Origin of the sequence: Bradyrhizobium sp., assembly GCF_004799405.1 — a bacterium.
Classification (GTDB): Bacteria; Pseudomonadota; Alphaproteobacteria; order Rhizobiales; family Xanthobacteraceae; genus Bradyrhizobium.
Window position 1 is genome coordinate 1 of record NZ_SSMW01000092.1, and the last position, 26,522, is coordinate 26,522.

A 26,522-nucleotide genomic window follows, 5' to 3' on the forward strand; every position below is an offset into this window, starting at 1 on the left:
AGTCGACGCTGCTGACGCAGGCCACTTCGCTCTTGGCGCGGGCCGGCCACCGCGCGGTGTATATTTCCGGCGAAGAAGCCGTGGCGCAGGTGCGGCTGCGCGCCGAGCGCTTAGGCCTAGCCGACGCGCCGGTGCAGCTTGCCGCCGAAACCTCGGTCGAGGATATCGTCTCGACGCTATCAGAGGGCGCGGTGCCACGGCTGATCGTGATCGACTCGATCCAGACCATGTGGACCGACACGGTGGAGTCGGCGCCCGGCACGGTGACGCAGGTGCGCGCCTCGGCGCAGGCGCTGATCCGGTTTGCCAAGAAATCCGGTGCTGCGATCATCCTGGTCGGGCATGTGACAAAAGACGGCCAGATCGCCGGTCCCCGCGTGGTCGAACACATGGTCGATGCGGTGCTGTCGTTCGAGGGCGAAGGCTCGCAGCAATTCCGCATCCTGCGCGCGGTGAAGAACCGTTTCGGCCCGACCGACGAGATCGGCGTGTTCGAGATGACGGGCCTCGGCTTGCGCGAGGTCTCCAATCCGTCCGAGCTGTTTTTGTCCGAGCGCGACCTGGGCAGTCCGGGCACGGCGGTATTCGCCGGGATCGAGGGCACCCGCCCGGTGCTGGTGGAATTGCAGGCGCTGGTGGCGCCGACCTCGCTTCCCACCCCGCGCCGCGCCGTGGTGGGCTGGGACCCGAGCCGGCTGTCGATGGTGCTGGCGGTGCTGGAGGCCCATTGCGGGGTCAAGCTGTCCGGACATGACGTCTACCTGAACGTGGCCGGGGGCTTGCGGATTCAGGAACCGGCGGCGGACCTGGCCGCGGCCGCCGCCTTGGTGTCGTCGCTGGTCAATGCGCGGCTGCCGACGGATGCGGTCTATTTCGGCGAGATTTCGCTGTCCGGCGCGGTCCGGCCGGTGGCGCAAACCGCAGCGCGCCTGAAGGAAGCGGCCAAGCTCGGTTTCGGCCGCGCCCTGCTGCCCGAATCGGCGCGTGGCGACAGCGGCGGCGATTCAGGCATGATCCTCAATACCGTCGGCGGATTGACCAGCCTGGTGGCGGAAATTGCTGCCCGGGGCACGCCCCGAGCCGATCGGGAGCGGACCCCGCCGCAAAACCGGGACAGCCAGCTAGAGAAAAATGCCACACCTGTGAGATTCCGGCGTCAGGAAGGCTAGCCGAGCGTGACCTTGTCGTCCCCCGCCGCTATAACCCGCGCGCACGGATGGCACGATTTCCGGCCTTGCGGGATAGGCCATATCCCCGTCACCTAGGGCGGCACCGACGTTGCCGATTCGCGGTTTCGAAGCTTTGATGCGGACCTGACCAGCCGATGCCGATAACCATACTCGATCTCGCTTTGCTCGCGGTGATGCTGATCTCCGGCCTGCTGGCGATGGTGCGCGGCTTCATGCGCGAGATCCTGTCGATCGCGGCATGGGGTGCTGCGGCGCTGGTCACCCTCTATGGATTCTCGAAACTGCTGCCGACCGCGAAAACTTATTTCAACAACGACACGGTCGCAGCCATAGTGGTGGTCGCCGGCGTCTTCGTCGGCACCCTGATCGTGGTCTCCATCGTGACGGTGCGGATATCCGACATGATCCTGGACTCCCGGATCGGGGCGCTCGACCGCACCCTCGGGTTCCTGTTTGGGCTGGCGCGCGGCCTTCTGATCGTCGTGGTCGCCTACCAGTTCTTCATCTGGCTGGTTCCGGAGAAGCAGCGGCCGGACTGGGTGACGGGCGCGAAGTCCCGGGTGGTGCTGCAGGGAACCGGCGATTGGCTGATGTCGCTCTTGCCTGACGACCCCGAGAACACCATCTTGAAGAGATTCAAGAAGAACAAGCCGGATGACGACCAACCTGAGACCGAACCGACGGCGCCGGCCCCCGGTGATGGCTACAGCAAACCTGCCCGCGACAGCCTGAAAAAGCTGATCGAGAAACCCACGGGACGTTGATACGAGACGCTAATACTTGGCCACAAGAGAGGCGCGATGGACTGCCAACAGAGCCCTTCCGATCAAGCCGAACACTGCGATTTCGACCTTACGGACCAGGACCTCGACGGCGACACGCTCCGCGAGGAATGCGGGGTATTCGGCATCTTCGGCCATCCCGACGCCGCCACCATCACCGCACTCGGATTGCACGCCCTGCAGCACCGCGGCCAGGAGGCCGCCGGCATCGTCTCCTTCGACGGCTCCCGGTTCCATTCCGAGCGGCGGCTCGGTCTGGTCGGCGACACCTTTTCCCGCGCCGACGTGATTGCACGCCTGCCCGGCACCATCGCGGTCGGCCACGTGCGCTACTCCACGACGGGCGAAACCATCCTGCGCAACGTGCAGCCGCTGTTCGCCGAGCTCAACGCCGGCGGCTTCGCGGTCGGCCACAACGGCAATCTCACCAACGGGCTGACGCTGCGCCGTGAACTGGTGCGCAACGGCGCCATGATGCAATCCACCACCGACACCGAGGTGATCCTGCACCTGGTCGCGCAGTCCAAGCGCAACCGCTTCATCGACCGTTTCATCGAGGCGCTGCGCGCGATCGAAGGCGCCTACTCGCTGGTGTCGCTGACCAACAAGAAGCTGATCGGCGCCCGCGATCCGCTCGGCATTCGCCCGCTGGTGATGGGCGAACTCGACGGCTGTCCGATCCTGGCGTCGGAAACCTGCGCGCTCGACATCATCGGCGCGAAATACATCCGCGACGTCGAACCCGGCGAAGTCATCGTGTTCGACCGCCATGGCGTGCAAAGCCACAAGCCGTTTCCGCCGATGCCGCCGCGCCCCTGCATCTTCGAATACATCTACTTCTCGCGGCCGGATTCGATCGTAGGCGGCCGCTCGGTCTACGACGTGCGCAAGGCGATGGGCGCTGAACTCGCCCGCGAGAGCCATGTCGATGTCGACGTGGTGGTGCCGGTGCCGGATTCCGGCGTGCCCGCCGCACTGGGTTATTCCCGGGAATCCGGGGTGCCGTTCGAACTCGGCATCATCCGCAACCACTATGTCGGCCGCACCTTCATCCAGCCCACCCAGAGCGTGCGCGAACTCGGCGTGCGCATGAAGCATTCGGCCAACCGCGCCGCGATCCAGGGCAAGCGCATCGTGCTGATCGACGACAGCCTGGTGCGCGGCACCACATCGCGGAAGATCGTCAAGATGATGCGCGACGCCGGCGCGCGCGAGGTGCATTTCCGCATCGCCTCGCCGCCGATCACGCATCCGGATTATTACGGCATCGACACCCCCGATCGCGCCGGCCTCTTGGCGGCAACCCATAACCTCGAAGAGATGCGGCAGCTGATCGGCGCCGACACGCTGGCGTTCCTGTCGGTCGACGGCATCTACCGCGCCATGGGCGAACCCGGCCGCGACCCCGCGCACCCGAAATTCACCGATCACTGCTTTACCGGCGACTACCCCACCGCGCTCACCGACCTGACGCAGGCCGAAGCCCAGCCGCGGCAACTGTCCTTGCTGGCGGAGGCGAGCTGATAGCTCGTCCCCGCGAAAGCGGGGACCCATAATCCCGGGCGCCGATTGTTCGGGCGGTATCAATAGGCACATCGTTTTCCATCATCACCTGCACGGCGTATGGGTCCCTGCGTTCGCAGGGACGACCGCCGATAGAGTTACCCGATGCCCCTCCCCCTCGCCTCCCGCATTGCTCTCGTCACCGGCGCGTCGCGCGGCATCGGCTATGCCACCGCGCGGGCGCTGGCCAAGGCCGGCGCCCATGTGATCGCGGTGGCGCGAACCCAAGGCGGGCTCGAAGAACTTGACGACGCGATCCGAAAGGACGGCGGCAGCGCCACCCTGGTGCCGCTCAACCTCACCGACTTCGACGGCATCGCCCGCCTTGGTGCTGCCCTCAACGAGCGCCACGGCAAGCTCGACATCCTGGTCGGCAATGCCGGCGTCGCCGGCCCGTCCTCGCCGCTCGGCCATATCGAGATGAAGCCGTGGAACGACGTGATCGCGGTCAACGTATCGGCCAACTTTCAACTGATCCGGTGCATGGAGCCGTTGCTGAAAAAGTCCGATGCCGGCCGCGCGGTATTCGTCACCTCGGCAGCTTCCTACAAGGCGCTGGCCTATGTCGGTCCGTATGCCGCCTCGAAAGCCGCGCTGGAAACGCTGGTGCGGGTATGGGCCAACGAGACCGCAACGACGCCGGTTCGCGTCAATCTGTTCAGCCCGGGCCCGATCCGCACCCGCATGCGCGCCACCGTGTTTCCGGGCGAAGATCCCCTGACACTGGACACGCCGGACCAGGCCGCCGGATTCATCGTGCCGATGTGCCTGCCCGGCTGGACCGAGACCGGCAAACTCTACGATTACCCGACCCGCAAGCTCCTGAGTTTCCAAAGCCCGGCGTGACCCCTTTCGGGGCATTCAGCCCGATTGACTCCCGAACTCCCCCGCTATTCACTGGCGCCCAATGTGGAAAAACCGGCAAACCAAGGGGGAATTTCGATGACGATGACGATGCTGACGCGGCGCACCGCCGTGCTTCTGACATGCGCGGGACTGGGGGTTGCAACCCCGGCGCTGGCTCAGGACAAGACGGTCAAGATCGGCGTGCTGAACGACATGTCGAGCCTGTACGCCGACATCGGCGGCCCCAACTCGGTGGTCGCCGTCAAGATGGCCGTGGAAGATTCCGGCCTGCCCGCAAAGGGCTGGAAGATCGACGTGCTGAGCGGCGATCACCAGAACAAGCCGGACGTCGGCGTCAACATTTCCCGGCAGTGGATCGACGTCGACAAGGTCGATGCCATCGTCGACACGCCAACCTCCAGCGTCGCGCTCGCGGTGTCCAATCTGGTCAAGGACAAGAACGCGATCATGATCAATTCGGGCGGCGCCAGCGCCGACATCAGCGGCAAGGCATGCACGCCGAACACGCTGTCGGTGACCTACGATACCTACATGCTCGCCACCGGCACCGGCAAGGCGCTGACCAAGGCCGGCGGCGACAGCTGGTTCTTCCTGACCGCCGACTACGCCTTCGGCTACGCGCTCGAGCGCGACACCGCGGCCGTCGTTACCGCCAGTGGCGGCAAGGTTCTGGGCGGCGTCAAGCATCCGCTCAATACCTCGGACTTTTCGTCGTTCCTGCTGCAGGCGCAGGCTTCGAAAGCCAAGGTGGTCGGGCTCGCCAATGCCGGCGGCGACACCACCAATGCGATCAAGCAGGCCTCCGAATTCGGCATCGTGGCGGGCGGACAGAAGCTCGCGGCGCTGCTGCTTTTCATCAATGACGTGCATGCGCTGGGGCTGAACACCGCGCAGGGTCTCACCTTCACGGAGTCGTTCTACTGGGACATGAACGACAATACGCGCACATGGTCGAAGCGCTTCCAGAAGCTGTCGCCGAAGGGGTCGATGCCGTCGATGACGGTGGCGGGCCTGTATTCCGGCGTGCTGCACTATCTCAAGACACTGGAGGCGATGGGCGGCAATTCGCATGACGGCGCCAAGATCGTCGTCAAGATGAAGGAATTGCCGACCGACGACGTGCTGTTCGGCAAGGGCACCATTCGCATCGACGGCCGCAAGATGCTGCCGGCCTACCTGTTCGAGGTGAAGAAGCCCGAAGAGTCGAAATATCCCTGGGACTACTACAAGCTGGTGGCGACGATCCCGGCCGAGGAGGCCGCGCGGCCGCTCAGCGAAAGCGAGTGTCCGCTGGTGAAGAAGTAGGGTCGCGGGTCCGCTGGCGGCAGGCTCAGGCGCGTTCGCCCGGGCCGGTCGCCAGCACGCGCACCGCAAGCGCGGACGCCAGCACCAAGAGCACCGAGGCCAGCAGGAACGGCGCGCCCGGCAGTTTCAGCGGCGCTTGCGCTCCGATGAACCAGGCAAACGTCAGCGTGAACAGAAACGGCCCCACCAGTTGGGAGACGCTTTGCACGCTCGATATCGCGCCCTGCAACTGGCCCTGCCGGTCGGGCGCGACCTGCCGCGTCATCAGCGCTTGGGTCGCCGCACCCGCGACGCCCCACAACGCCATCACGGGAATGCCCAGCCAGAACAGCGCGCCGGTCGATGCCGCGCCGAAAATCAGAAAGCCAGTCGCGCCGCAGCCAAGCCCGAGCAGCAGCGCGCGCCGCTCGCCGAGGTGCCGCACGATCGGCCCGATCGCAACCCCCTGGACCACCATCGCGCAGATGCCGACCACCGCCAGCGTGAGACCGACGGTCCTTGCATCCCAGCCGTAGCGATAGGTCGCATAGAGCACGAAGGTGGAGGGCAGCACCACATGCGCCACTTGCGCGATGAAGTTCACCACCGACAGGCCGGCAAGCACGGCATCGGAGCGCAGCAGATGCAGCGCACCGATCGGGTTGGCGCTTTTCCAGCGAAACGGCGAGCGGCGCTCCCTCGGCAGCGACTCCGGGAGGATCAGCAGGCCATACAGCGTATTGGCAAAACTCAGGCCGGCGGCGACCCAGAACGGCAGCCGCGGATCCATGCCGCCGAGCAGGCCGCCGACCGCGGGGCCGACGATGAATCCCGCGCCGAAGGCTGCGCCGATCTTGCCGAACACCGCCGCGCGCCGTTCCGGCGCCGTGATGTCGGCGATGTAGGCGAATGCCGTCGAGACACTGGCCGAGGTGATGCCCGAGATCACCCGGCCGACGAACAGCCAGGTCAACGACGGCGCCAGCGCCATCAGCACATAATCCAGCGCCAGCCCGAAATTCGACAACAGCACCACCGGCCGGCGGCCGAACCGGTCGGACAGGCCGCCCAGGATTGGCGAGAAGAAAAACTGCATCAGCGCCCAGGCGGTTCCGAACAGGCCGAAAATCCGCGCCGCGCTGGCGGTGTCGTTATCGACAAAGCTTTCGACGAGCTTGGGCAGGATCGGCATGATCAGGCCGAGCGCGAACATGTCGAGAAGGATGGTGACGAAGATAAAGGCCACCGCCGCGCGGCCCGGCGCGGCCGCGAGCGGCGTTTCGATGATGCTCCCGGGCCGCGCCTCGCTCACGACGGACGCCTGCGCTTGTGGGCGAACGGGTTGGCTTTCTCGCGCAGCGTAATCCGCACCGGCGTGCCCGGAAGCTCGAAGAATTCGCGCAAGGAATTGACGAGATAACGCAGGTACGATTGCGGCACCGCGTCCGCCCGCGAGCAGAACAGCACAAAACTCGGCGGCCGCGCCTTGGCTTGCGTGATGTAGTTCAGCTTCAGCCGACGGCCCGACACCGCCGGCGGCGGATTGGCGTCGACGGTCTGCTCGAACCAGCGATTGAGCGCGGCCGTCGGCACCCGCCGGTTCCACACCGCATAGGCCTCTTCGATCGCACTCATCAGGCGGTCGATGCCCTCGCCCATCAGGCCGGACACCGCGACAATCGGCATGCCCCTGACCTGGGGCAGGAGATGATCGGCGTCGGTGCGCAAGCCCGCGATCAGGCTGGCCTGCCGTCCCATCAAGTCCCATTTGTTGACCGCGATCACCAGCGCTCGGCCCTCGCGCTCGATCAGGTCGGCGATGCGCAGGTCCTGTTCCTCGAACTTGTTCTGCGCGTCCATCATCAGCACCACGACTTCGGCGAAGCGCACCGCGCGCAGCGCGTCGGCCACCGACAGCTTTTCCAGCTTCTCCTCGATCCGCGAGCGCCGCCGCAGGCCCGCAGTGTCGAACACCCGGAAATCCCGGCCCTGCCAGTTGATCTCGACCGAAATGGAATCGCGGGTAGTGCCGGCCTCGGCGCTGGTCAACAGGCGCTCTTCGCCGAGCAGATGATTGATCAGTGTGGACTTGCCGGCATTGGGGCGGCCGACGATCGCCACCCGGATCGGCCGCTTCGAAATGTCTTCATCCGGATCGATGACGTCGTCATCATCGAACTCGTCGGCGACGTCATCGACCGGCTCCGGCATCAGCGGGCGCAGCGCATCGTAGAGTTCGCCGAGGCCCTCGCCATGCTCGGCCGAAATCTGGATCGGCTCGCCGAGGCCCAGCGCGTAGGCTTCCATCGCGCCGGCATCGCCCTGCTTGCCCTCGCTCTTGTTGGCGACGAGAATCACCGGCTTGTTGGCGCGGCGGGCGAAATCGGCGAAGGCGCGATCGTTCGGCGTCAGCCCGGCGCGAGCGTCGATCACGAACATCAGCACATCGGCAAGACCGATCGCCGCTTCGGTCTGCTCCTGCATCCGCGCGGTCAGCGAGCCCTTGGCGCCCTCGTCGAGACCCGCGGTGTCGATGATGGTGAATTCGAGATCGCCGAGACGCGCTTCGCCCTCGCGGCGATCGCGGGTGACGCCCGGCTCGTCATCAACCAGCGCCAGCTTCTGCCCGACCAGGCGATTGAACAGCGTCGACTTTCCGACGTTGGGCCGGCCGATAATGGCAATCGTGAAGGACATGGACGATCCGTGCGCCTTAAGCGCGTGTTCCGCAAAAAGTGTGTCGCGGTCTTGCGACAAGAATACGCGCAGATTATCCGATCGGCGCGCATGTCCGTGAGACGGAAAAGCGAAATCAGCGCGAGAAGGTACCGCCCGGCAACGGCGCCGGGAATGGCGCGGCGGATTGCTGTGCCGGTTGGCCGGGCGCCGGTTGCGGCGCTTGCGCGGCCGGCTGATCGGGCTGCGGCGCGGTGGTGCGCTTGCGCACGATCTTCTTCGGTTTCGGCGCCGGCGGCACCGCGGCGGCGCCGCCTTCTTCCTCGGTTCCGGCGGCAGGCTCCTCGGGCGCGGTGCTGGCGGTCGCCGGCGGCTTGCCCTTACCTTTGGCGGCGCGCTTCGACTTCGGCTCCTCCGCGGGCGGCGGCGGTGCCGGCGTCACCAACGCGTTCTGCTGCTCGGTCTGCTCGCGCGCTCCCTTGTACAGATCCTTCGGCACGCCCTGCTCGAGGCCCGGCACGCCCTCGGGGAAAACCGGCTTGCGCTCGCCCGGCAGCTTTTTCTTGGTGTCGAGGAAATCCAGCCAATCGGTCGGATCGAAATTGGCGAAGCCGCCGGAACAGCCGGCCAGCGCGCCCGACAGCGAGATCAGGACGGCGGCAGCGATCAGACGTTGCGAGCGGCGCATGGTCGATTTCTCACTCAAGTCGTTTCTCACGCCGTCAGCTTTTCGCGACCGGCGGCAGCAACGCCTGCAGCGCTTCGGCGCGCGAGCGCAGGGCCGGCGGCGTTTCGCCGTCATTGGCAATCAAGTCCAGCCATCGCCGCGCCGCCGTGGTATCGTTGGCACGCCAGGCGGAGAGCGCCAGCAGTTCGCGCGCCGTATGGCGAAAGGTCGCCCCCGGCGCTGCGGCGGACTCAAGACGTTGCAGCATGTTGGGATAGCCAGCGGTATCCACCAGCAGCCCTGCGGCGCGGACCTTGGCCAATTCCTGTTCGGCGGTGCCGACGCTGCGATCGGTCGAGATGTCGTCGTACAGCTTGGCCGCCGCTTGCGGATCGCGGCTGGCGACTTCCGCCGCCGCGTGCAGCCGCGACATCATGCGGTAGCCCGACGGGGCGGTCGCAGCCAGAGTGTTGAAGGCCGCCTCGGCCTCGGTGTGCTTGTCCTGTTCGGACAGTTCCACGGCCTTGTCGAAAGCAGCCCCCGCCTCGGCCGCCTTCTGCGCTTCGAGGTACTGGTAGCCGCGCCAGCCGCCCACTGCGGCGACGATCAACAGCGCGCCAGCGATAATGTAGATCGAATACTGGTCCCACAGCTTCTTGAGCTGGTCGCGACGGACATCCTCGTCGACTTCATCAAATAATTCAGACACTTAAAGGTATCCATTCCCCGCTGAGCCGCAAAACATTACCGGCGGCGCAAAACGCCTGTCCCCGCATGGCGGCGGCGATACCCTAGCGATATGGCGGTGGCAAGGCAAAGCAAGCCGGACCAAAGCGTTAACACTGTTGAAGTCGGGCAAAAGCCGTTGTCACACCCCCACCACGGGAACCCCGATCACGACGGGATGAAACGCGAAAGCCAGCGCCAGATAGGCGACGATCCCGACCGCCACCGCGATCAGGTCGTTGCCTGGGCCGCCGACCGGAATCGGCGGCGCCCCTCCATCGGTGCGGCGCTTCAGCGAAATCCGGTCGAACACCGCCCATCCCAGGAACGAGCCGAACAGGATGATCGAGCCGAGGTCGCCGTTGGCGAGCAGATGCGCCGCCGCCCACAATTTGACGCCGGCCAGCATCGGATGCTTCAGCGTGGTGTAGATGCGGCCGCGGATGTAGGACGCCGCCACCAGAATGACCGCCGGCAGCATCAGCGCCACCGTGATGTGCTTGAGCACGGTCGGTGGATGCCAGATGTCGATCCAGCCGGTCGCGCGGTAATGGGCGAAACCCCAGACGATCAGCACCAGACCCGCGACCGACGCCAGCGCGTAGCCGATCTTGTAGGTGCCCTCGCCCATCGAAGCGATCGTTCGCGCGCGCAACTCACGCTGGGTCGTGAGGGTGTGGACACCGAGGAACAGCACGAGGCCCAGGATCATCACCAGCAGTCCCACGATGTCCTCCGTGTGCGATACGCCAATGCCGCATTTGACGCGACCGCAAGCTTTCCGTCAACGCTGAGTTCCCGCGTCGGGTTCACCGCGGACATTGCCACTTTCGAGTTTTGAAAACGTGCCGGCCATTTCGATTTCAAAAAAACAGCAAGACGGAAAGGAAACACGGAACCGGAATCATCGAAATCAAAGTGAAGCCAACCAAGCTGAACATCCGTTCAGAATACTGTTGTTGCGATGCCAGCAACGGTTTGGTTATCTTATTCTTCTACTGCTTGGAAACGATTCACCTGGAGGAAACAAAATGAAGAAGATTGCTTTGGTTCTGGCCGCACTGGCTGCTATCGCGTTTGCCATACCAGTTACAAGCGCAAGTGCCAAAGGGCATCACCATCACCATCACCACCATCATCATCACCACAGGTGATGCAGCGCTGACAAAAATGGCCCCTTAACCGGGGCCATTTTCGTTGCGTGACAACTGACGGATTTACCCGCGGTAGCTCACGCGGCGACAATCGTCTTCCATCGCGTGTCATTCGAGTTGGCGATGACGCCGGAGTTCGAAATGTCACCGGCGCGCTTCGTGTTGCTCTCCTTGAGGTGAGAAGCCACTTCAACCGCCAGATGCTCCCAGCGTTCAGCCTCGGCGAGCAGCTTCCAGGCTTCGGTTGGATTATAGGCGGCGTGCTGACGGCACAACAAACCCATGGCGCGATAGCGTTGCACCTCTTCCATGGCCACCTCCCTGAACTTATTTTTAGCGATACTACTTCTCGTTGGCAACGGTGTCACCACGACTTTGGGGCGGGTTTGTGTCAGTGGCCTTGACAGAATATCGGAAAAGCGCACGACGGCGGCGACGGAACGATCGGCGCCCTTACGGACTTCCCGACTGCTTGCCTAGTTCCCTGTTATCGACGTAGCGGATCGCGATCGGCCTACCCGCGAGCGCGCCGCCAAGGCCGCTGGTGAATTTCAGCGGCATGCAGGCGTCCAGCGACGCGTTGATCGCCTTCAGATAGGTGTCGCGGACATCGGCCGATACGCCCGCCGTCGCATAGGTCATGCGCGGGGTCGCGATGATTTCGCCGGAGCGCTTGAAGCTGAAGCGCACCGACATCTGCATGCCCTGCCGCGCGGCATCGGCCGGCGGCGGCGACCAGCACGCTCGCAGTTCCGCGAACAGGTCGCCGATGGTGTCGAGATCATGGTCGGGTTTGACGTATTTGGCGGCGTCGTCGTGCGACGGCGCGCTCTCGATCGTCAGCTGCAGGTTCTCGCCGTAGGGATAGTCGATCTCGGGAATACAGGGTCCGTGATTGAACACGCTGCAGAACGACGGCGTGCAGGGACGGCCGTCCAGCACGCTGCAGGGGGCATGGGAGAACGGCGTGGGATTGATTTGATGGCGGTGCCGGGCCTCGGCCGGGCCGGTGACGGCGAGACACATGACGATGAAAAGCGCGGAAACGTAACGCACGCCTCATACCTTCTTTTTCACGTCCTTCACGCTGGAGAACGCAATGCCCTCGGCGCGCTCCCGGACGTAGCCGAGATAGAATTCATTCTTGGCGAGGAACACCGGATCGCCATCGACGTCGTCGGCCACGCCGGAACCGTTGGCGGCGATGAAGGCGTCGAGTTTCTTGCGATCGTCGGACGAAATCCAGCGCGCCAGCTGGAACTCCGAAACCTCGAACTCCACCGGCAGCGAATATTCGGCATCGAGCCGCGCCTTGAGCACGTCGAGCTGCAGGGGACCGACCACGCCGACCAGCGCCGGAGCGCCGTCGCGCGGGCGAAACACCTGCACCACGCCCTCCTCCGACATCTGCTGCAACGCTTCCTTCAGCTTCTTCGCCTTCATCGCATCGGTGAGGCGGACGCGGCGGACGATTTCCGGCGCAAACGAAGGCACGCCGACAAAGGTGATGTCCTCGCCTTCGGTCAAGGTGTCGCCGATCCTTAAAGTTCCGTGATTGGGGATGCCGACGACGTCGCCGGCAAAGGCTTCGTCCGCCAGCGCGCGATCCTGCGCGAAAAAGAACTGCGGACTGGACAGCGACATGTTCTTGCCGGTGCGCACCAGTTTCGCCTTCATGCCGCGCGTCAGCTTGCCGGAACACAGCCGCGCAAATGCGATGCGGTCGCGGTGGTTGGGGTCCATGTTGGCCTGGACCTTGAACACGAAGGCGCTCATCCGCGGTTCCGAAGCCTCGACCTTGCGCAAGTTGGAATCCTGCGCGCGCGGCGGCGGCGCGAAACGGCCCAGCCCTTCCAGGAGATCGCCGACGCCGAAATTGCGCAGCGCGCTGCCGAAATAGACCGGCGTCAGATGGCCCTCGCGAAACGCCTCGAGTTCGAATGGCTTGCAGGCCTCCGACACCAGCGCCAGTTCGTCCTTGATCGCGCCGACATCGAGATTGGCGCTGCGTCCGGCAAGATCGGCGATGTCGATCTTGAGCGCCGCACCGGTCTTGGCGCCGCCGCCTTCGAGCAGGCGCACGCCGCCGGTTGAGACGTCATAGGTGCCGAGAAAATCGCGGCCGCGGCCGACCGGCCAGGTCATCGGCGTGGTGTCGAGCGCCAGGGTCTTCTCGATTTCATCCAAAAGGTCGAAGGTGTCGCGGCTCTCGCGGTCCATCTTGTTGATAAAGGTGATGATCGGAATGTCCCGCAGCCGGCACACCTCGAAAAGCTTCCGGGTCCGCGCCTCGATGCCCTTGGCGGCGTCGATCACCATCACGGCGGAATCGACTGCAGTCAGGGTGCGATAGGTGTCTTCGGAGAAATCCTCATGGCCCGGCGTGTCCAGGAGGTTGAACACGAGCCCCTCGAATTCGAACGTCATCACCGAGGTGACCACCGAGATGCCGCGCTCGCGTTCGATCTTCATCCAGTCCGAACGGGTGTTGCGCCGTTCGCCCTTGGCCCTGACCTGCCCGGCCAGATTGATGGCGCCGCCGAACAGCAGCAGCTTTTCGGTCAGCGTGGTCTTGCCGGCATCGGGATGCGAGATGATCGCAAAGGTCCGCCGGCGTGCGACTTCAGCCGCTAGCGGCGAGCGGGACGGCGATTCGGCGGTGAGCGTGAGGTCGGACATTGCGCGTGCGTTTGGCAGGGAAAACGGGCCGGATCAAGCACGATCCGCAGGGCGGATATGGGGATTTCGCGGCTGAACTCCAGCCCAGGCCTGCGTCTATCGCAGCGGCAACACCGACCAGTACGCCGCTGCGGCAATGATCGCCGCGGCGGGAATCGTGATCACCCAGGCATAGACGATCGAGCTTGCCACGTTCCAGCGCACCGCCGAGAGCCGCCGCGCCGCGCCGACGCCGACAATGGCGCCGGTGATGGTGTGGGTGGTCGAGACGGGAACCCCGAGCCAGGTCGCGATGAACAGCGTCGCAGCGCCCCCGGTCTCGGCGCAAAATCCCTGCATCGGCGTCAGCTTGGTGATCCGCAGTCCCATGGTGCGGACGATCCGCCAGCCGCCCATCAGGGTGCCCAGCGCCATCGAGGCCTGGCACGCCAGCACCACCCAGAACGGCACCGAAAAATCGTGGCCGAGAAAGCCTTGCGAATAGAGCAGCACCGCGATGATGCCCATGGTTTTCTGCGCGTCGTTGCCGCCATGTCCCAGCGAGTACAGCGACGCCGAGGCGAATTGCAGGATGCGAAATGCACGGTCGACCGCGAACGGCGTCGAGCGCACCGAGGCCCAGGACACGACCGCGATCAGCACCAGCGCCAGCAGAAAGCCGACCAGCGGCGACAGCACGATGGCGAGCAAGGTCTTCGACAGGCCGCTCCAGACCGCGGCCGACAGTCCGGCCTTGGCGATGCCGCCACCGACCAGCCCCCCGATCAATGCGTGCGAACTGGAGGACGGTATGCCCAATCCCCAGGTGATCAGGTTCCAGGCGATCGCGCCGATCAGGGCGGCGAAGATCACGTGGGCATCGATCACGCTGGGCTCGATGATGCCGGTGCCGATGGTGCGGGCCACGTTGAGCCCGAACACCAGGAAGGCGAAGAAATTGAAGAACGCCGCCCACAGCACCGCATATTGCGGCCGCAGCACCCGGGTGGACACGATGGTCGCAATCGAGTTGGCGGCGTCGTGCAATCCGTTGAGGAAGTCGAACAGCAGCGCGACGGCGATTAACCCGACCAGAATCGGAAGACCAAGCGTGGCATCCACTGCGCGGCCCTGCCCTATACCTGTTCGATCACGATACTGTTGATCTCGTTGGCAACGTCGTCGAAGCGGTCGGCGACTTTCTCAAGATGGTCGTAGATCTCCGCGCCGACGATGAAATCCATGGTGTTGGCGTCGCGATGCTTGAGGAACAGCTCCTTGAGGCCGATATCGTGGAGATCGTCGACCCGGCCCTCCAGCTTGGTCAATTCCTCGGTGATCGCGGTGAGCATCGCGACGTTCTTGCCGATCGATTGCAGCAGCGGCAGCGCGCGGCCGACCAGGTTGGCGCATTCGACCAGCAGCGTCCCGATTTCCCGCATCGGCGGCTCGAAAACCCGGACCTCGAACAACACCACCGCCTTGGCGGTCTGCTGCATCTGGTCGATGGCGTCGTCCATCGAGGTGATGAGATTCTTGATATCGACGCGGTCGAACGGCGTGATGAAGGTCCGGCGCACCGCGGTGAGCACCTCGCGGGTGATGTTGTCGGCGTCGTTCTCGAACTGGTTGACGCGCTGGCAAAACACCGGGGTTTCCTCGCCGCCGCGGAGCATGCCCTGCAGCGCCAACGCGCCCTGCTCCACGGTCTGGGAGTGACGGGCGAACAGGTCGAAAAACCGTTCCTCCCGGGGCAGAAAGGCACGAAACCAGCGCAGCATCGGATCTGTCCACGGCTCTTCAGGAAACGGCCGGCCAGGCGGCGGCCTGTCACATAACCGTCATAAACCATTTTGCCGGGAAAGCGCGCGGCGAGCGACGCCGGAACCGGGTCATCCACCGCTTTGTCGTGACGTTCCCCGGGCGCAGCGCAGCATGGAATGCCGCGCTGCTGAACCGGGGTCTCATCGGCATGAGAGAAAGGTGGGTCCCCGCTCTGCGGAGCAGCGCGAAGAAGCGCTGCACCGCGCCCAGGACACGGGTCCGTCTACAGCGAACGACGGAAATAATGCGCGATCTCGCCGATCACGCCGCGACGGAAGGTCAGCACGCAGACCACGAAGATCACGCCCTGGATCACCGTCACCCACTGACCGAAGCTGGCGAGGTACTGCTGCATGGCGATGATCACGAAGGCGCCGACCACCGGCCCGAACACCGTGCCGAGGCCGCCCACCAGCGTCATCAGCACGATCTCGCCGGACATGCTCCAGTGCACGTCGGTCAGCGAGGCGTTCTGCGCGACAAACACCTTCAGCGAACCGGCGAAGCCGGCCAGCGTGCCAGACAGAATATAGGCGAGCAGCTTGTAGTGGTCGGTCTTGTAGCCAAGCGAAATCGCGCGCTGTTCGTTCTCGCGGATCGATTTCAGAACTTCGCCGAACGGCGAATTGATGGTGCGATAGATCAACAGGAAGCCCGCGAGGAATCCGACCACGATGACGTAATAAAGCGTCGTCGAATTCGCCAGATTGAAAACCCCGAACAGATAGCCTTGGGGAATGCCCTGGATACCGTCCTCGCCGTGGGTGAACGGGGTCTGCAGATAGATGAAATACAACAGTTGCGACAGCGCCAGCGTAATCATCGCGAAATAGATGCCCTGGCGTCTGATCGCGACGAGGCCGGTGATGACGGCAAGCCCGGCGGCGGCCGCGATGCCGGCCACGATCCCGAGTTCCGGCGTCAATCCCCAGACCTTCAACGCGTGTGCGCTGACATAGCCCGCAGTCCCCAGAAACATCGCATGCCCGAACGACAGCAGGCCGCCGTAGCCGATCAGCAGGTTGAACGCGCAGGCCAGCAGCGCAAAGCACAGGGCCTGCATCACGAAGAACGGGTAGATGCCGGTCCAGGGCACGACTGACAACACCGCCGCCATGACGACGAACAAGATCATTTCGTCGCGCATGGCCCGCGGGGTTACCGGCAAGGTATCGTCGGTCATGGCCGTCATGTCAGTTCGCCCGTCCCGTCAGTCCCGTCGGCTTTACCAGCAGCACCAGCACCATCAACACGAATACCACGGTGTTGGAGGCCTCGGGATAAAAGTATTTCGTCAGTCCCTCGATCACGCCGAGCGCAAAGCCGGTGATGATCGATCCCATGATCGAACCCATGCCCCCGATCACCACCACCGCGAACACCACGATGATCAGGTCGGCCCCCATCAGCGGGCGCACCTGATTGATCGGCGCCGACAATACCCCGGCCAGCGCGGCCAAGCCGACACCCAGCCCGTAAGTCAGCGTGATCATCCGCGGCACGTTGATGCCGAAGGCGCGCACCAGCGTCGGATTTTCGGTGGCAGCGCGCAGGTTCGCTCCAAGCCGCGTCCGCTCGATCAGGTACCAGGTCGCCAGGCATACGATGAGGGAGAACACAACGACCCAGCCGCGATAGATCGGCAGGAACATGAAGCCGAGATTCATGCCGCCCTTCAGTTCATCGGGGATCGCATAGGGCAGACCGGACGAACCGAAATAATTCTGGAATATGCCCTGGATGATCAGCGCCATTCCGAATGTCAGCAGCAATCCATAGAGATGGTCGAGACCTGAAAGCCATTGCAGCATGGTCCGCTCCAGGATCATACCGAAGATGCCGACGATGATGGGTGCCAGGATCAGCGCGGGCCAATATCCGATGTTCAAGAGATTGAGCAGAAAATAGGCGCAGAAAGCACCCATCATGTAGAGCGCGCCGTGCGCGAAATTGATGATGTTGAGCATCCCGAAGATCACGGCAAGCCCAAGGCTGAGCAGCGCGTAGAACGAGCCGTTGATCAGTCCGACCAGCAGTTGGGCGTAAAGGGCCTGCATGAAACTTTCTCGCGCTCAGTTTCGAAACGAAGCGTCCGGCGGCGCGATGCCGCCGAACGCCTAAAGGTTACTTCTTCAGCAACGCACAGGTGCTCTTGTCCAGCGGCGTGAACGCCTGGTTGCCCGGAACCGTGCCGACCAATTTGTATAAATCCCACGGCGCCTTGGATTCCGACGGCTTCTTGACCTCGAACAGATAGGCCGAATGCAGCACGCGTCCGTTGGGCTGAATCTCACCTTTGCCGAACAACGGATCGTCGGTCGGCATCGACTTCATCTTGTCGACGACCTTGAGGCCGTCATGCGGGTTGCCGCCCAGTGCTTCCAGGGCCTTGAGATAATGCCGCACGCCCGAGTATACGCCGGCCTGGACCATGGTCGGGGGCGCGCCGTTCTTCATCCGGGCGGCGAATTTCTTGGAGAAGTCCCGGGTGTCGTCGTTCATGTCCCAGTAGAATGTCTCGGTAAAGTTCAGGCCTTGCGCGGTCTCGAGCCCGATCGCCTTGACGTCGGTCAGGAACAGCAACAGCGCCGCGAGCTTCTGGCCGCCCTTGACGATGCCGAATTCAGCCGCCTGCTTGATCGAGTTGGTGGTGTCGCCGCCGGCATTGGCAAGGCCGATGATCTTGGCCTTCGAGGACTGCGCCTGCAGCAGGAACGACGAGAAGTCGGATGTGTTGAGCGGATGCTTGACGCCGCCGACCACCTTGCCGCCATTGGCCAGAATGACCGCGGTGGTGTCACGCTCGAGCGCGGCACCGAAGGCGTAGTCCGCGGTGAGGAAGAACCAGGTATCGCCGCCGGCCTTCACCAGCGCCTGCCCGGTGGTATGGGCAAGCATGTAGGTGTCGTAGGTCCAGTGTATGGTATTCGGCGAGCACTGCGCGTTGGTGAGATCGGAAGTCGCGGCGCCCGAATTGACGTAGACGCCGTTCTTTTCCTTCACCACGTTGTTGACGGCGAGCGCCACGCCGGAGTTCGGCACATCGACGATGATATCGACTTTGTCGACGTCGAACCACTGCTTGGCGATGGCAACGCCGACATCGGGCTTGTTCTGGTGGTCGCCGGAAATCACATCGATCTTCCAGCCCTTGGCGACGAGACCGGAATCCTCGACCGCCATCTGCGCCGCCAGTGTCGAGCCGGGACCGCCGAGGTCGGCGTACAGCCCGGATTGATCGCTCAGCGATCCGATTTTCACCGTCTTGTCCTGCGCGAAAGCAAGACTCCCGGCAGCGAGGGTGAGCGCAGTACCAAGCAACAGCGCCGCAATTCTGTTCTTCATCTTGTTCTCCTTTTTATCTTTCTTTTTTCTCGTTGTTTTCAGACGCCGAGATAGGTGTGAAGCTTGTCCATATTGGCCGCCAGTTCGGAGTTGGCGAAACCGTCGATGATCTTGCCATGTTCGACGATATAGTAGCGATCCGCGACCGTCGCCGCGAAACGGAAATTCTGTTCGACCAGCAGGATGGTGAAACCTTCCGACTTGAGCCGCGCGATGGTCTGCCCGATCTGCTGGATGATGACGGGCGCAAGACCCTCGGTCGGCTCATCCAGCATCAGGAAGCGTGCGCCGGTGCGCAGGATGCGCGCGATCGCCAGCATCTGCTGCTCGCCGCCGGACAATTTCGTGCCCTGGCTGTTGAGCCGTTCCTTCAGATTGGGGAACAGTTCGAAGATCTGGTCCAGCGACAGGCCGCCGCTGCGCACGATCGGCGGCAACAGCAGGTTTTCGCGGACATCGAGGCTGGCGAAAATCCCGCGCTCTTCCGGGCAGAACGCCACCCCCATCCGCGCGATCTTGTCCGACGAGGCGCGGCTGATGTCCTGATCGTTGAAACGAATCGAGCCGGTGCGCTTGCCGATAATCCCCATCACCGATTTCAATGTCGTCGTCTTGCCGGCGCCGTTGCGGCCGAGCAGCGTGACCACCTCTCCGGCGTTCACGTTGAAATCAATGCCGTGAAGGATGTGGGACTCGCCGTACCAAGCCTCGAGATTGGCGACCGACAGCACCGGCTTGCCCGCGCCGGATGTCGGTGCCTTTGCAGCTACGGCCATTGCGGAATTAGCCATGGCCCGCCCCCAGATAGGCTTCCTTGACGCGCTCGTCCTTCGACAGGTCGGCGTAGTTGCCTTCCGCGAGTACGTGACCGCGGGTCAGCACGGTGATGGTGTCGGAAAGGTTGGCCACCACGCTGAGATTATGCTCGACCATCAGGATGGTGTATTTCGCGGCGATGCGCTTGATCAGCGCGGCGACTTTGTCGATGTCTTCATGCCCCATGCCGGCCATCGGCTCGTCCAGCAGCATCATTTCCGGATCGAGCGCCAGCGTCGTCGCGATCTCGAGCGCCCGCTTGCGCCCGTAAGGCATCTCGACCGCCGTCGTGGTTGCAAACTCGCTCAGTCCGACATCGTCGAGCAATTCATGCGCCCGATGATTGAAACGGTCGAGCACGGTTTTGGAGCGCCAGAAATCGAAGGAATGCCCGTGCTGGCGTTGCAGCGCGACCCTGACATTTTCCAGCGCCGTCAGGTGCGGAAACACCGCCGAAATCTGGAACGAGCGCACCAGGCCAAGGCGCGCCACATCGGCCGGCGCCAGCGCCGTAATATCCTGCCCCTTATAGAGGATCTGGCCGGCCGACGGCTTGAGGAACTTGGTCAGAAGATTGAAGCACGTGGTTTTGCCGGCCCCGTTCGGACCGATCAACGCGTGAATCGTGCCACGGCGGACCTTCAGACCAACATCGCGAACGGCGAAGAACCCCGCGAATTCCTTGGTCAATCCGTGGGTTTCGAGAATGAACTCATCGGTCAATCAGATTTCCCCCATCGGCCTTCGCGAAATCGGGTTCGCGCGTGGCCGACTATCAATGCCTGGTCCGTGACACCCTGGAAAATTGCGTCCCGGACCGGCCGCCTCCGGGGCGGAATATGCCGTCAACGGCCCGGTTTAGGCAAGGTGGAAAGCTTAAATCCGCCGAGGCCGGCAACCGGCGAGGCTTCGCCATTGGTCGTATTGCGCAAAGGCCACAATTGACCTCGCGGGGCGGATATCGGGGTGTCCGTCACCGGACGCGCCTCTCCGCGGTTAGCGCCGGCAAGCAGCCATTAACGGTGTTTGGATGCAATTTTACGTTTTCATCAAAAATTTGTCCTTCGGGCCAATGTTTGAACTCTTTGTATTGGGATCGGATTGCGACCTTGGAATTCCAGAGCGCCAACCCCACGATCGTCAAATCGATCAAGCAGCGGGATCTGTTGAACACCTGGCTGCGGCTCTACGCCCGCGAGCAGCACACGCCGCGCATCGAGGAATATCAGCCGGCGCGGCTCGACGATGAACTTCCCGATCTCGTCTACTACACCGTGGATACCGCATGTGAGCCGCCGCGCCTGACGATCCAGAGCAACGGCACGCGGATGTCGAGCGCCTACGGCAACACCGGCAAGGGCCGCTACCTCGACGACTTTGTCGGGCCCCGCCTGATACCGGTGGTGATGCCGGTCTATTATCAATGCGTTGCCCGCGCGCTTCCCGTCTACACCATCTCCAACATCGACGACATCTACGGACGAATCGTCGCTTATGAGCGGTTGCTGCTGCCTTTCTCGCAAGGCGGCCTCGTCACGCACGTGATCGCATCGTTGAAGACCATCAGCGAAGACGGCGGATTTGAAATCAGGAACCTGATGCGCGGAAATGACACCCTGCCGACGGCAAAACTCCGCGCGGTGATCGATCACGACCTCTTTCACCGCGCCCCGGGTCGCATCCCGGCCGGCGACGTCATCGAATTCAGTTAAGCCTCGAATGCAATTCGCCAGCGCCAATCCATCCGTGGTCCGGTCGGTGAAGCAGCGCGATCTCCTGAACGCGTGGCTGCGCGCGCTCGGCAAACGCGCCCTGCCCGCTCTCGCGGATTACCGGCCCGATCGCGTCGCCGACGAGCTGGCGGACATGATGGGATTTGACGTGGTCGGCGCAGGCGACGACGCCCGGTTCCTGATCACCCAGGAGGGTTCCAGGCTGACCGCGACTTACGGCAACGAGCACATCGATCCCGACAAGCGGACCAACCGCTATCTCGACGATGCGATCGGGCCGGCGCGGTATGCGCGCGTGCTTCCCTCCTACCGCGCCTGCGTGGCGCGGAAGCGGCCGACCTATTCGGTCTCGACCGTGCTCGATGCCGACGGCAAGGACGTGTCCTATGAGCGGCTGCTGCTGCCGTTCGGAAGCAGCGAGCATGTCGAGAAGATCGTCGGCTCATACAAGGCCATCAGCATCGAGGGCGGTTTCAAGATCAACAACCTGATGGGCATCCGGTCAAAATCGCGGCCCGAGAGCGTCATCAATGCCGTCATCGATCTCGATGTCATCAGCAGCCCGGCAAGTGATGGCGCAGCGGACGACATCATCGAGCTGAGCTAGACTTCTTGCGGCCGGATGGCGCCACTTCTTTCGCGTAAATCTCCGGCTCGAAGCCGGCGAGCAATTTGCCGCCGAGATCGAGCACGGGCCGCTTGATCATCGAGGGCTGCGCCAGCATCAGCGCGATCGCCTTCTTCTCGTTCAGGCGTTGCTTGTCGCTCTCCGGCAGCTTGCGAAAGGTGGTGCCGGCGCGATTGAGCAGCGTCTCCCAGCCGAGATCGTCGCACCAGCGCGTGAGCGTATCCTTGCCGATGGCTTCGGACTTGTAGTCATGGAAACGATAGGCCACGCCGTGACCGTCGAGCCAGGCGCGCGCCTTCTTCATGGTGTCGCAGTTCTTGATGCCGTAGATGGTGACGGACACAGCCGATCCTCGCGTGAAATTTATCGGCCGAAGCTAGCCGCGTAACGGCCAGCGCGCCAACGCGATAGATCGGCTTTGACCAACAAGGCTGTGCACAAGGACCAAGTCTGCACGTGGATAGGCCGGTCCCGTGCCGTTCGGCGAGCGTACTCACACCCTGAATGGTCCAACACCAACCCTTCCCACTCCACCACCGCTTGACTCTTGTTCTCATTTTGTTCTCATATGGGAATGAGCGAAACCTGCAGGTTCCCGCCGCCCTGGACAACTGTTCGGGCGAAGGCAGACACATATCAAGTGCAGGACGCGAACGGTGTCACGCTGGCCTGGATTTTCTGCCGCGACGATGAGGCGGGTTACAGCTTTGGTGTCAGCAGGCTGACCGCCGACGAGGCCAGGCGGCTGGCAAACGGAATTGCGCGGCTGCCCGAATTCATGATGCAGCGGCGCGGTTTTTTCCAGCGCGGCGGCGGCAAGCGCTGGAATCCAAAACGCCCCTACAACGTCGCTTTGGAGGACACCTACATCCGGGAGCATTGGGCGGCGATCGACGCGATCTGCAGGCTGAACAGCATCCCGTTCAATGCGACCGGCGAGAAGATCGAGAGCGGCGGAACATGGTGCGTCTATGAGTTCGCGTGGCAGATGGACGCCATACTGTTCTGGCATCGGTTTCAGGGCCGCTGGCTGCGCGGGGATGAATTTCACTACCCCGAAACTCCGAAGGATCTGCCTCCGCTGCGGGAACTGCCCAGGCACCCCCTATGACCGGCGGAAACCGGAACGCTGACCCTTCGACCGGCTCCCAACGCGTCGCTCACGCGATCATCAGGAAAATATAACAGCCAAACTTGCCAGTTTAACTTGCAAGTTTGGCTGTTAATCTCTACAAGAGGCCATGATCACGGACTCCCCCACTCTCATTCCGCTTGAGCCGGCCGTCGCCGAACTTTCGCTGGCGATCGGAAAACTGACGCGCCGGCTGCGGATGGAGGCGAACCCGGGTGAACTAACCCTGTCGCAGATCACCACGCTGGCCCGGCTGGACCGATCGGGCGCGATGACGACGGCGGACCTCGCCCGCTCGGAATTCGTCAAGCCGCAATCGATGGGCACGACGCTCGCCGATCTTGAGCAGGAAGGACTGGTCCGGCGCCGGCCGCATCCGACCGACGGACGGCAAGTCCTGTTCGAGTTGACCTCCGCGGGAATAGAGGCGCGGCGCCAGCGCAACATCGCCAAGCGCGAATGGCTGCTGGCCGCGATGGAGCAACTCGATCCGGCCGAACAACAAACCCTGCTCGCCGCCGCGGCACTCATCAAACGGCTGGCCGAGTCATGACCGGCACCTTTCGTTCGCTGAGCAATTTCAACTACCGGCTATGGGCCGGCGGCGCGCTGATCTCCAACGTTGGAACCTGGATGCAGCGCATCGCGCAGGGCTGGCTGGTGCTGACGCAACTGACCCACAACAATGCGACCGCGATGGGCGTCGTGCTGGCGCTGCAGTCGGGACCCCACCTGCTGCTGCTGCCGCTGACCGGATTTGCGGCGGATCATCTCGACCGGCGCAAGCTCCTGCTCGGCACCCAGGCGGCGATGGGAGCGCTTGCCTTCGGGCTCGGCATCCTGACCATCAGCGGACTGGTCCAACTGTGGCATGTATACGTGTTTGCGTTCCTGCTCGGCTGCGTCACGGCCTTCGATGCGCCGGCGCGCCACACCTTTGTCGGCGAACTGGTCGGCGAAGCCGACCTGTCGAACGCGGTGGCGCTGAATTCCTCCTCCTTCAACGCCGCCCGGATGATTGGCCCTGCGGTGGCCGGCACCATGATTGCCGCGGTTGGTTCCGGGTGGGTCTTCGTCATCAACGGCGCGTCATTTGTCGCTGTGCTGGGCTCGCTGGCGCTGCTCCGCGTCAATGAGCTACATCCGCAGGCGCGGGCCTTCCGCAAGCGCGGCAGTTTTGTCGAAGGCTTCCGCTATGTCTGGCAACGGCCCGATCTACAGGCCATCCTGCTGATGCTGTTCTTCATCGCGACATTCGGGCTCAACTTCCAGATCTTCATTTCGACGATGTCCGTTACCGTCTTTCACGGCGGCGCGAGCCAATACGGCTACCTGATGTCGATCATGGCGGTCGGAACGCTCGCCGGCGCGCTGCTGGCGGCAAGGCGCGAAAGACCCCGCTTCGCGCTGCTGGTGGCAGGCGGCGCCATCTTCGGCATCGGCTGCACAGTGGCTGCTTTGGCGCCCCACATCTGGCTGTTCGGTGCCGCATTGGTCGTCATCGGCGTGTCGGCCCTGACGTTCTCGAACTCGACCAACAGCCTGATGCAACTATCCACTGAACCGGCGATGCGCGGACGCGTCATGGCGATCCGCCTTGCGATCGCGCTGGGCTGCACTCCCTTGGGCGCGCCGATCGTCGGCTGGGTGGCCGACAATTTCGGACCGCGCTGGTCGCTCGGCATGGGTGCTGCGTCCGGCTTCGCCGCCGCCATCGTCGGCCTCCATTATCTCAGGACCCATCGTCATCTGAGACTGCGCTTCGATGCCGGACGCCTCCGCTTCAGCATCGACGGCGATCCGATAGCCCGAGCGCTTCCATCGAACCGACCCGCCCGAGCCTAGCGCGCGCTTCGACGCTCACGGGACAACGCCGCCGCTCACATTCGCCGCTGCAACACCGTCACATGCAGGCGGCGGCGGATTTCCATCCCCTGCCGCCGGTAGAGCGCGATCGCCGGGCTGTTATCGGAAAAAACATGCAGGAACGGAATTTCTCCGCGCGCCGAAATCCGGCAAGCAATAGCTGATAGCAGGATCTGCCCGTAACCATGACCGCGGTGCAATGGATGCACGCAGACCGCCGTGATCTCGGTGTAATGAGCGGGCTTCATCCGCTCGCCCGCCATCGCGACAAGCTGTCCGTCGATCCTGATCCCGAGAAAGACGCCCAGTTCGTGCGCTCGTGCGCTAAAGGGACCGGGCTTGGTGGGTTCGGTCAATTCCATCATCGCCGGAACATCGTCGGCGCCGAGCGTGACGATCTCCTGGCCGTGGCTCGGGTTTTCCGCGGGCATTCCGATCATCTGCTCGCCGGTTTTGGCGAGCCGGACATCGAACGCCGCGGGCGGCGTCACGGCATCGGGCGTAAACAGCACGGCGATGTCGGATGGCGACATCAGCGCAGCCAGTTCTGCGAAACCCTGCGTTGAGCCGTCCGGCACGGCCGCAAAGGGCGCTATCGCCGCAGGATAGCGCCGCGCCAGCGCGCCGCCTTCCGCCAACGCCTGCTGCCGGGTCGTCAATGCGGTCCAGACCGGATGATCAAGCGGATGGGCTGACAAGCCAGAACCCGGCATCGCACCTCGCTTTCATCGCCATTGATGGTGGGACGACGGATCTCTAACCGTTGCCGTCATCGAGACTGACGACCACGGCGGCGTTGGCAATGGTGATGGCATCGCCACCGCGCTCATCAGCAATCTCAAGCCCGCCTTTGACCGCGGTGACGGTCACGGTTCCGTAAGGCAGTTCTTTCGCGACCGCGGCAGTATCGACCGAGCCCGGGTCCGGCACGCCGATCGTGACATCGACGAACATGTCCTTTGAAGTCTTGCCTACCATCCGGAAGAACCCGAGGCTGGAGTGGCGGATCGCGTCGGAGACCGCGCGCTTGGCCGCCTTGGTGGCGTCGCGGCCGTGGACGTCGACGCCCATGCCCATTTCGGTGATACAGCGCACGCGTGCCATCGGGGTTCCCCATCTGTCGTTAGATGGCGAGGGATATCAAACTTCACCTGATATCGCCATGGCGGCCGCGCGACTATCGCGCCTTCGAATTGTTCAGCGCTGCGGCGGCGTGGATCAGCGTCTTGAAGGCATCTTCGTTTATTTCCTCGCCTTCGTGGATATCGATGGCGCGCCTGGTGTTGCCTTCGAGGCTGGAGTTGAAGAGGCCCTTGGGGTCCTTGAGCGAAGCGCCCTTGGCGAAAGTCAGCTTCACGACGCTTTTATAGGTCTCGCCGGTGCAGATGATGCCACCGTGCGACCACACCGGAACGCCTCCCCACTTCCACTCCTCGACCACCTCAGGTTCAGCCTGTTTGATCAGCGCGCGGACACGGGCGAGCGTCTTGCCCCTCCAGTCATCCAGTTCCTTGATCTTCGCGTCAATCAGCCGCGACGGGGATTCGCCCTTTTCAGCCTTGGGTGTTGCGCTCTTTTTCATACTGTTCGCACCTCATTGAATTCTCCGGG

General features: G+C 63.5%; 30 protein-coding genes. 11 read left to right on the forward strand and 19 right to left on the reverse strand.

Annotated features, from left to right (window positions below; all coding sequences use genetic code 11):
- The 5 genes from radA to E7813_RS14795 form a co-directional block, all read left to right on the forward strand.
- Window positions 1–1,169 (forward strand): DNA repair protein RadA (radA, locus tag E7813_RS14775; protein WP_291575106.1); only part of this gene is annotated, 1,169 nt, incomplete at its 5' end.
- A 155-nt stretch (window positions 1,170–1,324) separates the two neighbouring features.
- Window positions 1,325–1,954, forward strand: coding sequence for a CvpA family protein (locus E7813_RS14780; protein ID WP_291575108.1), 630 nt, complete (start codon window positions 1,325–1,327; stop codon window positions 1,952–1,954).
- Between the two features lie 36 nt (window positions 1,955–1,990).
- Window positions 1,991–3,496, forward strand: a complete 1,506-nt coding sequence (purF, locus tag E7813_RS14785) for an amidophosphoribosyltransferase (protein ID WP_291575110.1) — start codon at window positions 1,991–1,993, stop codon at window positions 3,494–3,496.
- 144 nt (window positions 3,497–3,640) lie between these two features.
- Window positions 3,641–4,381: an SDR family oxidoreductase gene (locus E7813_RS14790; protein ID WP_291575112.1), complete on the forward strand. Its 741-nt coding sequence runs from the start codon at window positions 3,641–3,643 to the stop codon at window positions 4,379–4,381.
- 96 nt (window positions 4,382–4,477) lie between these two features.
- Window positions 4,478–5,707, forward strand: coding sequence for an ABC transporter substrate-binding protein (locus E7813_RS14795; protein WP_291575114.1), 1,230 nt, complete (start codon window positions 4,478–4,480; stop codon window positions 5,705–5,707).
- 25 nt (window positions 5,708–5,732) lie between these two features.
- Here E7813_RS14795 and E7813_RS14800 read toward each other — a convergent pair whose 3' ends face one another.
- The 5 genes from E7813_RS14800 to E7813_RS14820 form a co-directional block, all read right to left on the reverse strand.
- On the reverse strand, window positions 5,733–6,974 hold the full coding sequence (locus E7813_RS14800; protein ID WP_291575207.1) for a TCR/Tet family MFS transporter: 1,242 nt from the start codon (window positions 6,972–6,974) through the stop codon (window positions 5,733–5,735).
- 20 nt (window positions 6,975–6,994) lie between these two features.
- On the reverse strand, window positions 6,995–8,383 hold the full coding sequence (der, locus tag E7813_RS14805) for a ribosome biogenesis GTPase Der (RefSeq protein WP_291575115.1): 1,389 nt from the start codon (window positions 8,381–8,383) through the stop codon (window positions 6,995–6,997).
- 115 nt (window positions 8,384–8,498) lie between these two features.
- Window positions 8,499–9,050: a hypothetical protein gene (locus tag E7813_RS14810; RefSeq protein WP_291575209.1), complete on the reverse strand. Its 552-nt coding sequence runs from the start codon at window positions 9,048–9,050 to the stop codon at window positions 8,499–8,501.
- A 34-nt stretch (window positions 9,051–9,084) separates the two neighbouring features.
- Window positions 9,085–9,738, reverse strand: a complete 654-nt coding sequence (locus E7813_RS14815) for a tetratricopeptide repeat protein (protein ID WP_291575116.1) — start codon at window positions 9,736–9,738, stop codon at window positions 9,085–9,087.
- A gap of 159 nt (window positions 9,739–9,897) precedes the next feature.
- Window positions 9,898–10,482 (reverse strand): NnrU family protein, encoded by a 585-nt coding sequence (locus E7813_RS14820; protein WP_291575118.1) that lies wholly within the window; start codon window positions 10,480–10,482, stop codon window positions 9,898–9,900.
- A 118-nt stretch (window positions 10,483–10,600) separates the two neighbouring features.
- On the opposite strand from E7813_RS14820, the gene E7813_RS14825 reads away from it, so the two are divergent.
- Complete coding sequence (locus E7813_RS14825; protein WP_291575120.1) at window positions 10,601–10,909, forward strand: hypothetical protein; 309 nt, start codon at window positions 10,601–10,603, stop codon at window positions 10,907–10,909.
- Between the two features lie 77 nt (window positions 10,910–10,986).
- Here E7813_RS14825 and E7813_RS14830 read toward each other — a convergent pair whose 3' ends face one another.
- The 10 genes from E7813_RS14830 to E7813_RS14875 all read right to left on the reverse strand — a co-directional run bounded on the left by E7813_RS14830 (window position 10,987) and on the right by E7813_RS14875 (window position 20,275).
- Entirely contained in the window at window positions 10,987–11,220 is a 234-nt protein-coding gene (locus tag E7813_RS14830; RefSeq protein ID WP_291575122.1) for a hypothetical protein, read from the reverse strand.
- 142 nt (window positions 11,221–11,362) lie between these two features.
- A complete protein-coding gene (locus tag E7813_RS14835) occupies window positions 11,363–11,935 on the reverse strand; it encodes a hypothetical protein (RefSeq protein WP_291575211.1) in 573 nt (190 codons plus the stop codon).
- 33 nt (window positions 11,936–11,968) lie between these two features.
- The gene (locus tag E7813_RS14840) at window positions 11,969–13,588 is read right to left on the reverse strand and encodes a peptide chain release factor 3 (RefSeq protein ID WP_291575124.1); all 1,620 of its coding nucleotides are present in this window, start codon (window positions 13,586–13,588) and stop codon (window positions 11,969–11,971) included.
- Between the two features lie 96 nt (window positions 13,589–13,684).
- Complete coding sequence (locus tag E7813_RS14845; protein WP_291575126.1) at window positions 13,685–14,689, reverse strand: inorganic phosphate transporter; 1,005 nt, start codon at window positions 14,687–14,689, stop codon at window positions 13,685–13,687.
- A gap of 14 nt (window positions 14,690–14,703) precedes the next feature.
- The gene (locus E7813_RS14850) at window positions 14,704–15,348 is read right to left on the reverse strand and encodes a DUF47 domain-containing protein (protein ID WP_291575128.1); all 645 of its coding nucleotides are present in this window, start codon (window positions 15,346–15,348) and stop codon (window positions 14,704–14,706) included.
- 266 nt (window positions 15,349–15,614) lie between these two features.
- Entirely contained in the window at window positions 15,615–16,583 is a 969-nt protein-coding gene (locus E7813_RS14855) for a branched-chain amino acid ABC transporter permease (protein WP_291575129.1), read from the reverse strand.
- A 1-nt stretch (window position 16,584) separates the two neighbouring features.
- Complete coding sequence (locus tag E7813_RS14860; RefSeq protein WP_291575131.1) at window positions 16,585–17,448, reverse strand: branched-chain amino acid ABC transporter permease; 864 nt, start codon at window positions 17,446–17,448, stop codon at window positions 16,585–16,587.
- Between the two features lie 67 nt (window positions 17,449–17,515).
- Complete coding sequence (locus E7813_RS14865) at window positions 17,516–18,736, reverse strand: ABC transporter substrate-binding protein (protein ID WP_291575132.1); 1,221 nt, start codon at window positions 18,734–18,736, stop codon at window positions 17,516–17,518.
- A 38-nt stretch (window positions 18,737–18,774) separates the two neighbouring features.
- A complete protein-coding gene (locus tag E7813_RS14870) occupies window positions 18,775–19,512 on the reverse strand; it encodes an ABC transporter ATP-binding protein (RefSeq protein WP_291575212.1) in 738 nt (245 codons plus the stop codon).
- Window positions 19,513–19,519: 7 nt separating this feature from the next.
- A complete protein-coding gene (locus E7813_RS14875) occupies window positions 19,520–20,275 on the reverse strand; it encodes an ABC transporter ATP-binding protein (RefSeq protein ID WP_291575133.1) in 756 nt (251 codons plus the stop codon).
- A gap of 386 nt (window positions 20,276–20,661) precedes the next feature.
- Between E7813_RS14875 and E7813_RS14880 the strand changes: the two genes are divergently transcribed.
- Window positions 20,662–21,264 (forward strand): hypothetical protein, encoded by a 603-nt coding sequence (locus E7813_RS14880; RefSeq protein ID WP_291575214.1) that lies wholly within the window; start codon window positions 20,662–20,664, stop codon window positions 21,262–21,264.
- A 7-nt stretch (window positions 21,265–21,271) separates the two neighbouring features.
- Window positions 21,272–21,892: a hypothetical protein gene (locus E7813_RS14885; protein WP_291575134.1), complete on the forward strand. Its 621-nt coding sequence runs from the start codon at window positions 21,272–21,274 to the stop codon at window positions 21,890–21,892.
- On the opposite strand, the gene E7813_RS14890 is transcribed toward E7813_RS14885, so the two are convergent.
- Window positions 21,876–22,256, reverse strand: coding sequence for an ArsC family reductase (locus E7813_RS14890; protein WP_291575135.1), 381 nt, complete (start codon window positions 22,254–22,256; stop codon window positions 21,876–21,878). The genes E7813_RS14885 and E7813_RS14890 overlap by 17 nt on opposite strands.
- A gap of 225 nt (window positions 22,257–22,481) precedes the next feature.
- Between E7813_RS14890 and E7813_RS14895 the strand changes: the two genes are divergently transcribed.
- The 3 genes from E7813_RS14895 to E7813_RS14905 all read left to right on the forward strand — a co-directional run bounded on the left by E7813_RS14895 (window position 22,482) and on the right by E7813_RS14905 (window position 24,890).
- On the forward strand, window positions 22,482–23,024 hold the full coding sequence (locus E7813_RS14895) for a hypothetical protein (RefSeq protein WP_291575137.1): 543 nt from the start codon (window positions 22,482–22,484) through the stop codon (window positions 23,022–23,024).
- 130 nt (window positions 23,025–23,154) lie between these two features.
- Window positions 23,155–23,598, forward strand: coding sequence for a MarR family transcriptional regulator (locus E7813_RS14900; RefSeq protein WP_291575139.1), 444 nt, complete (start codon window positions 23,155–23,157; stop codon window positions 23,596–23,598).
- Window positions 23,595–24,890, forward strand: a complete 1,296-nt coding sequence (locus E7813_RS14905; RefSeq protein WP_291575141.1) for an MFS transporter — start codon at window positions 23,595–23,597, stop codon at window positions 24,888–24,890. The genes E7813_RS14900 and E7813_RS14905 overlap by 4 nt, the downstream gene beginning before the upstream one ends.
- A 35-nt stretch (window positions 24,891–24,925) precedes the next feature.
- Here E7813_RS14905 and E7813_RS14910 read toward each other — a convergent pair whose 3' ends face one another.
- From E7813_RS14910 to E7813_RS14920, 3 genes are all read right to left on the reverse strand, one after another.
- Window positions 24,926–25,624, reverse strand: a complete 699-nt coding sequence (locus tag E7813_RS14910) for a GNAT family N-acetyltransferase (protein WP_291575143.1) — start codon at window positions 25,622–25,624, stop codon at window positions 24,926–24,928.
- A gap of 43 nt (window positions 25,625–25,667) precedes the next feature.
- Complete coding sequence (locus E7813_RS14915) at window positions 25,668–26,015, reverse strand: Lin0512 family protein (protein WP_291575144.1); 348 nt, start codon at window positions 26,013–26,015, stop codon at window positions 25,668–25,670.
- Between the two features lie 73 nt (window positions 26,016–26,088).
- Window positions 26,089–26,493: a DUF1801 domain-containing protein gene (locus tag E7813_RS14920; protein ID WP_291575145.1), complete on the reverse strand. Its 405-nt coding sequence runs from the start codon at window positions 26,491–26,493 to the stop codon at window positions 26,089–26,091.
- Window positions 26,494–26,522 lie beyond the last annotated feature (29 nt).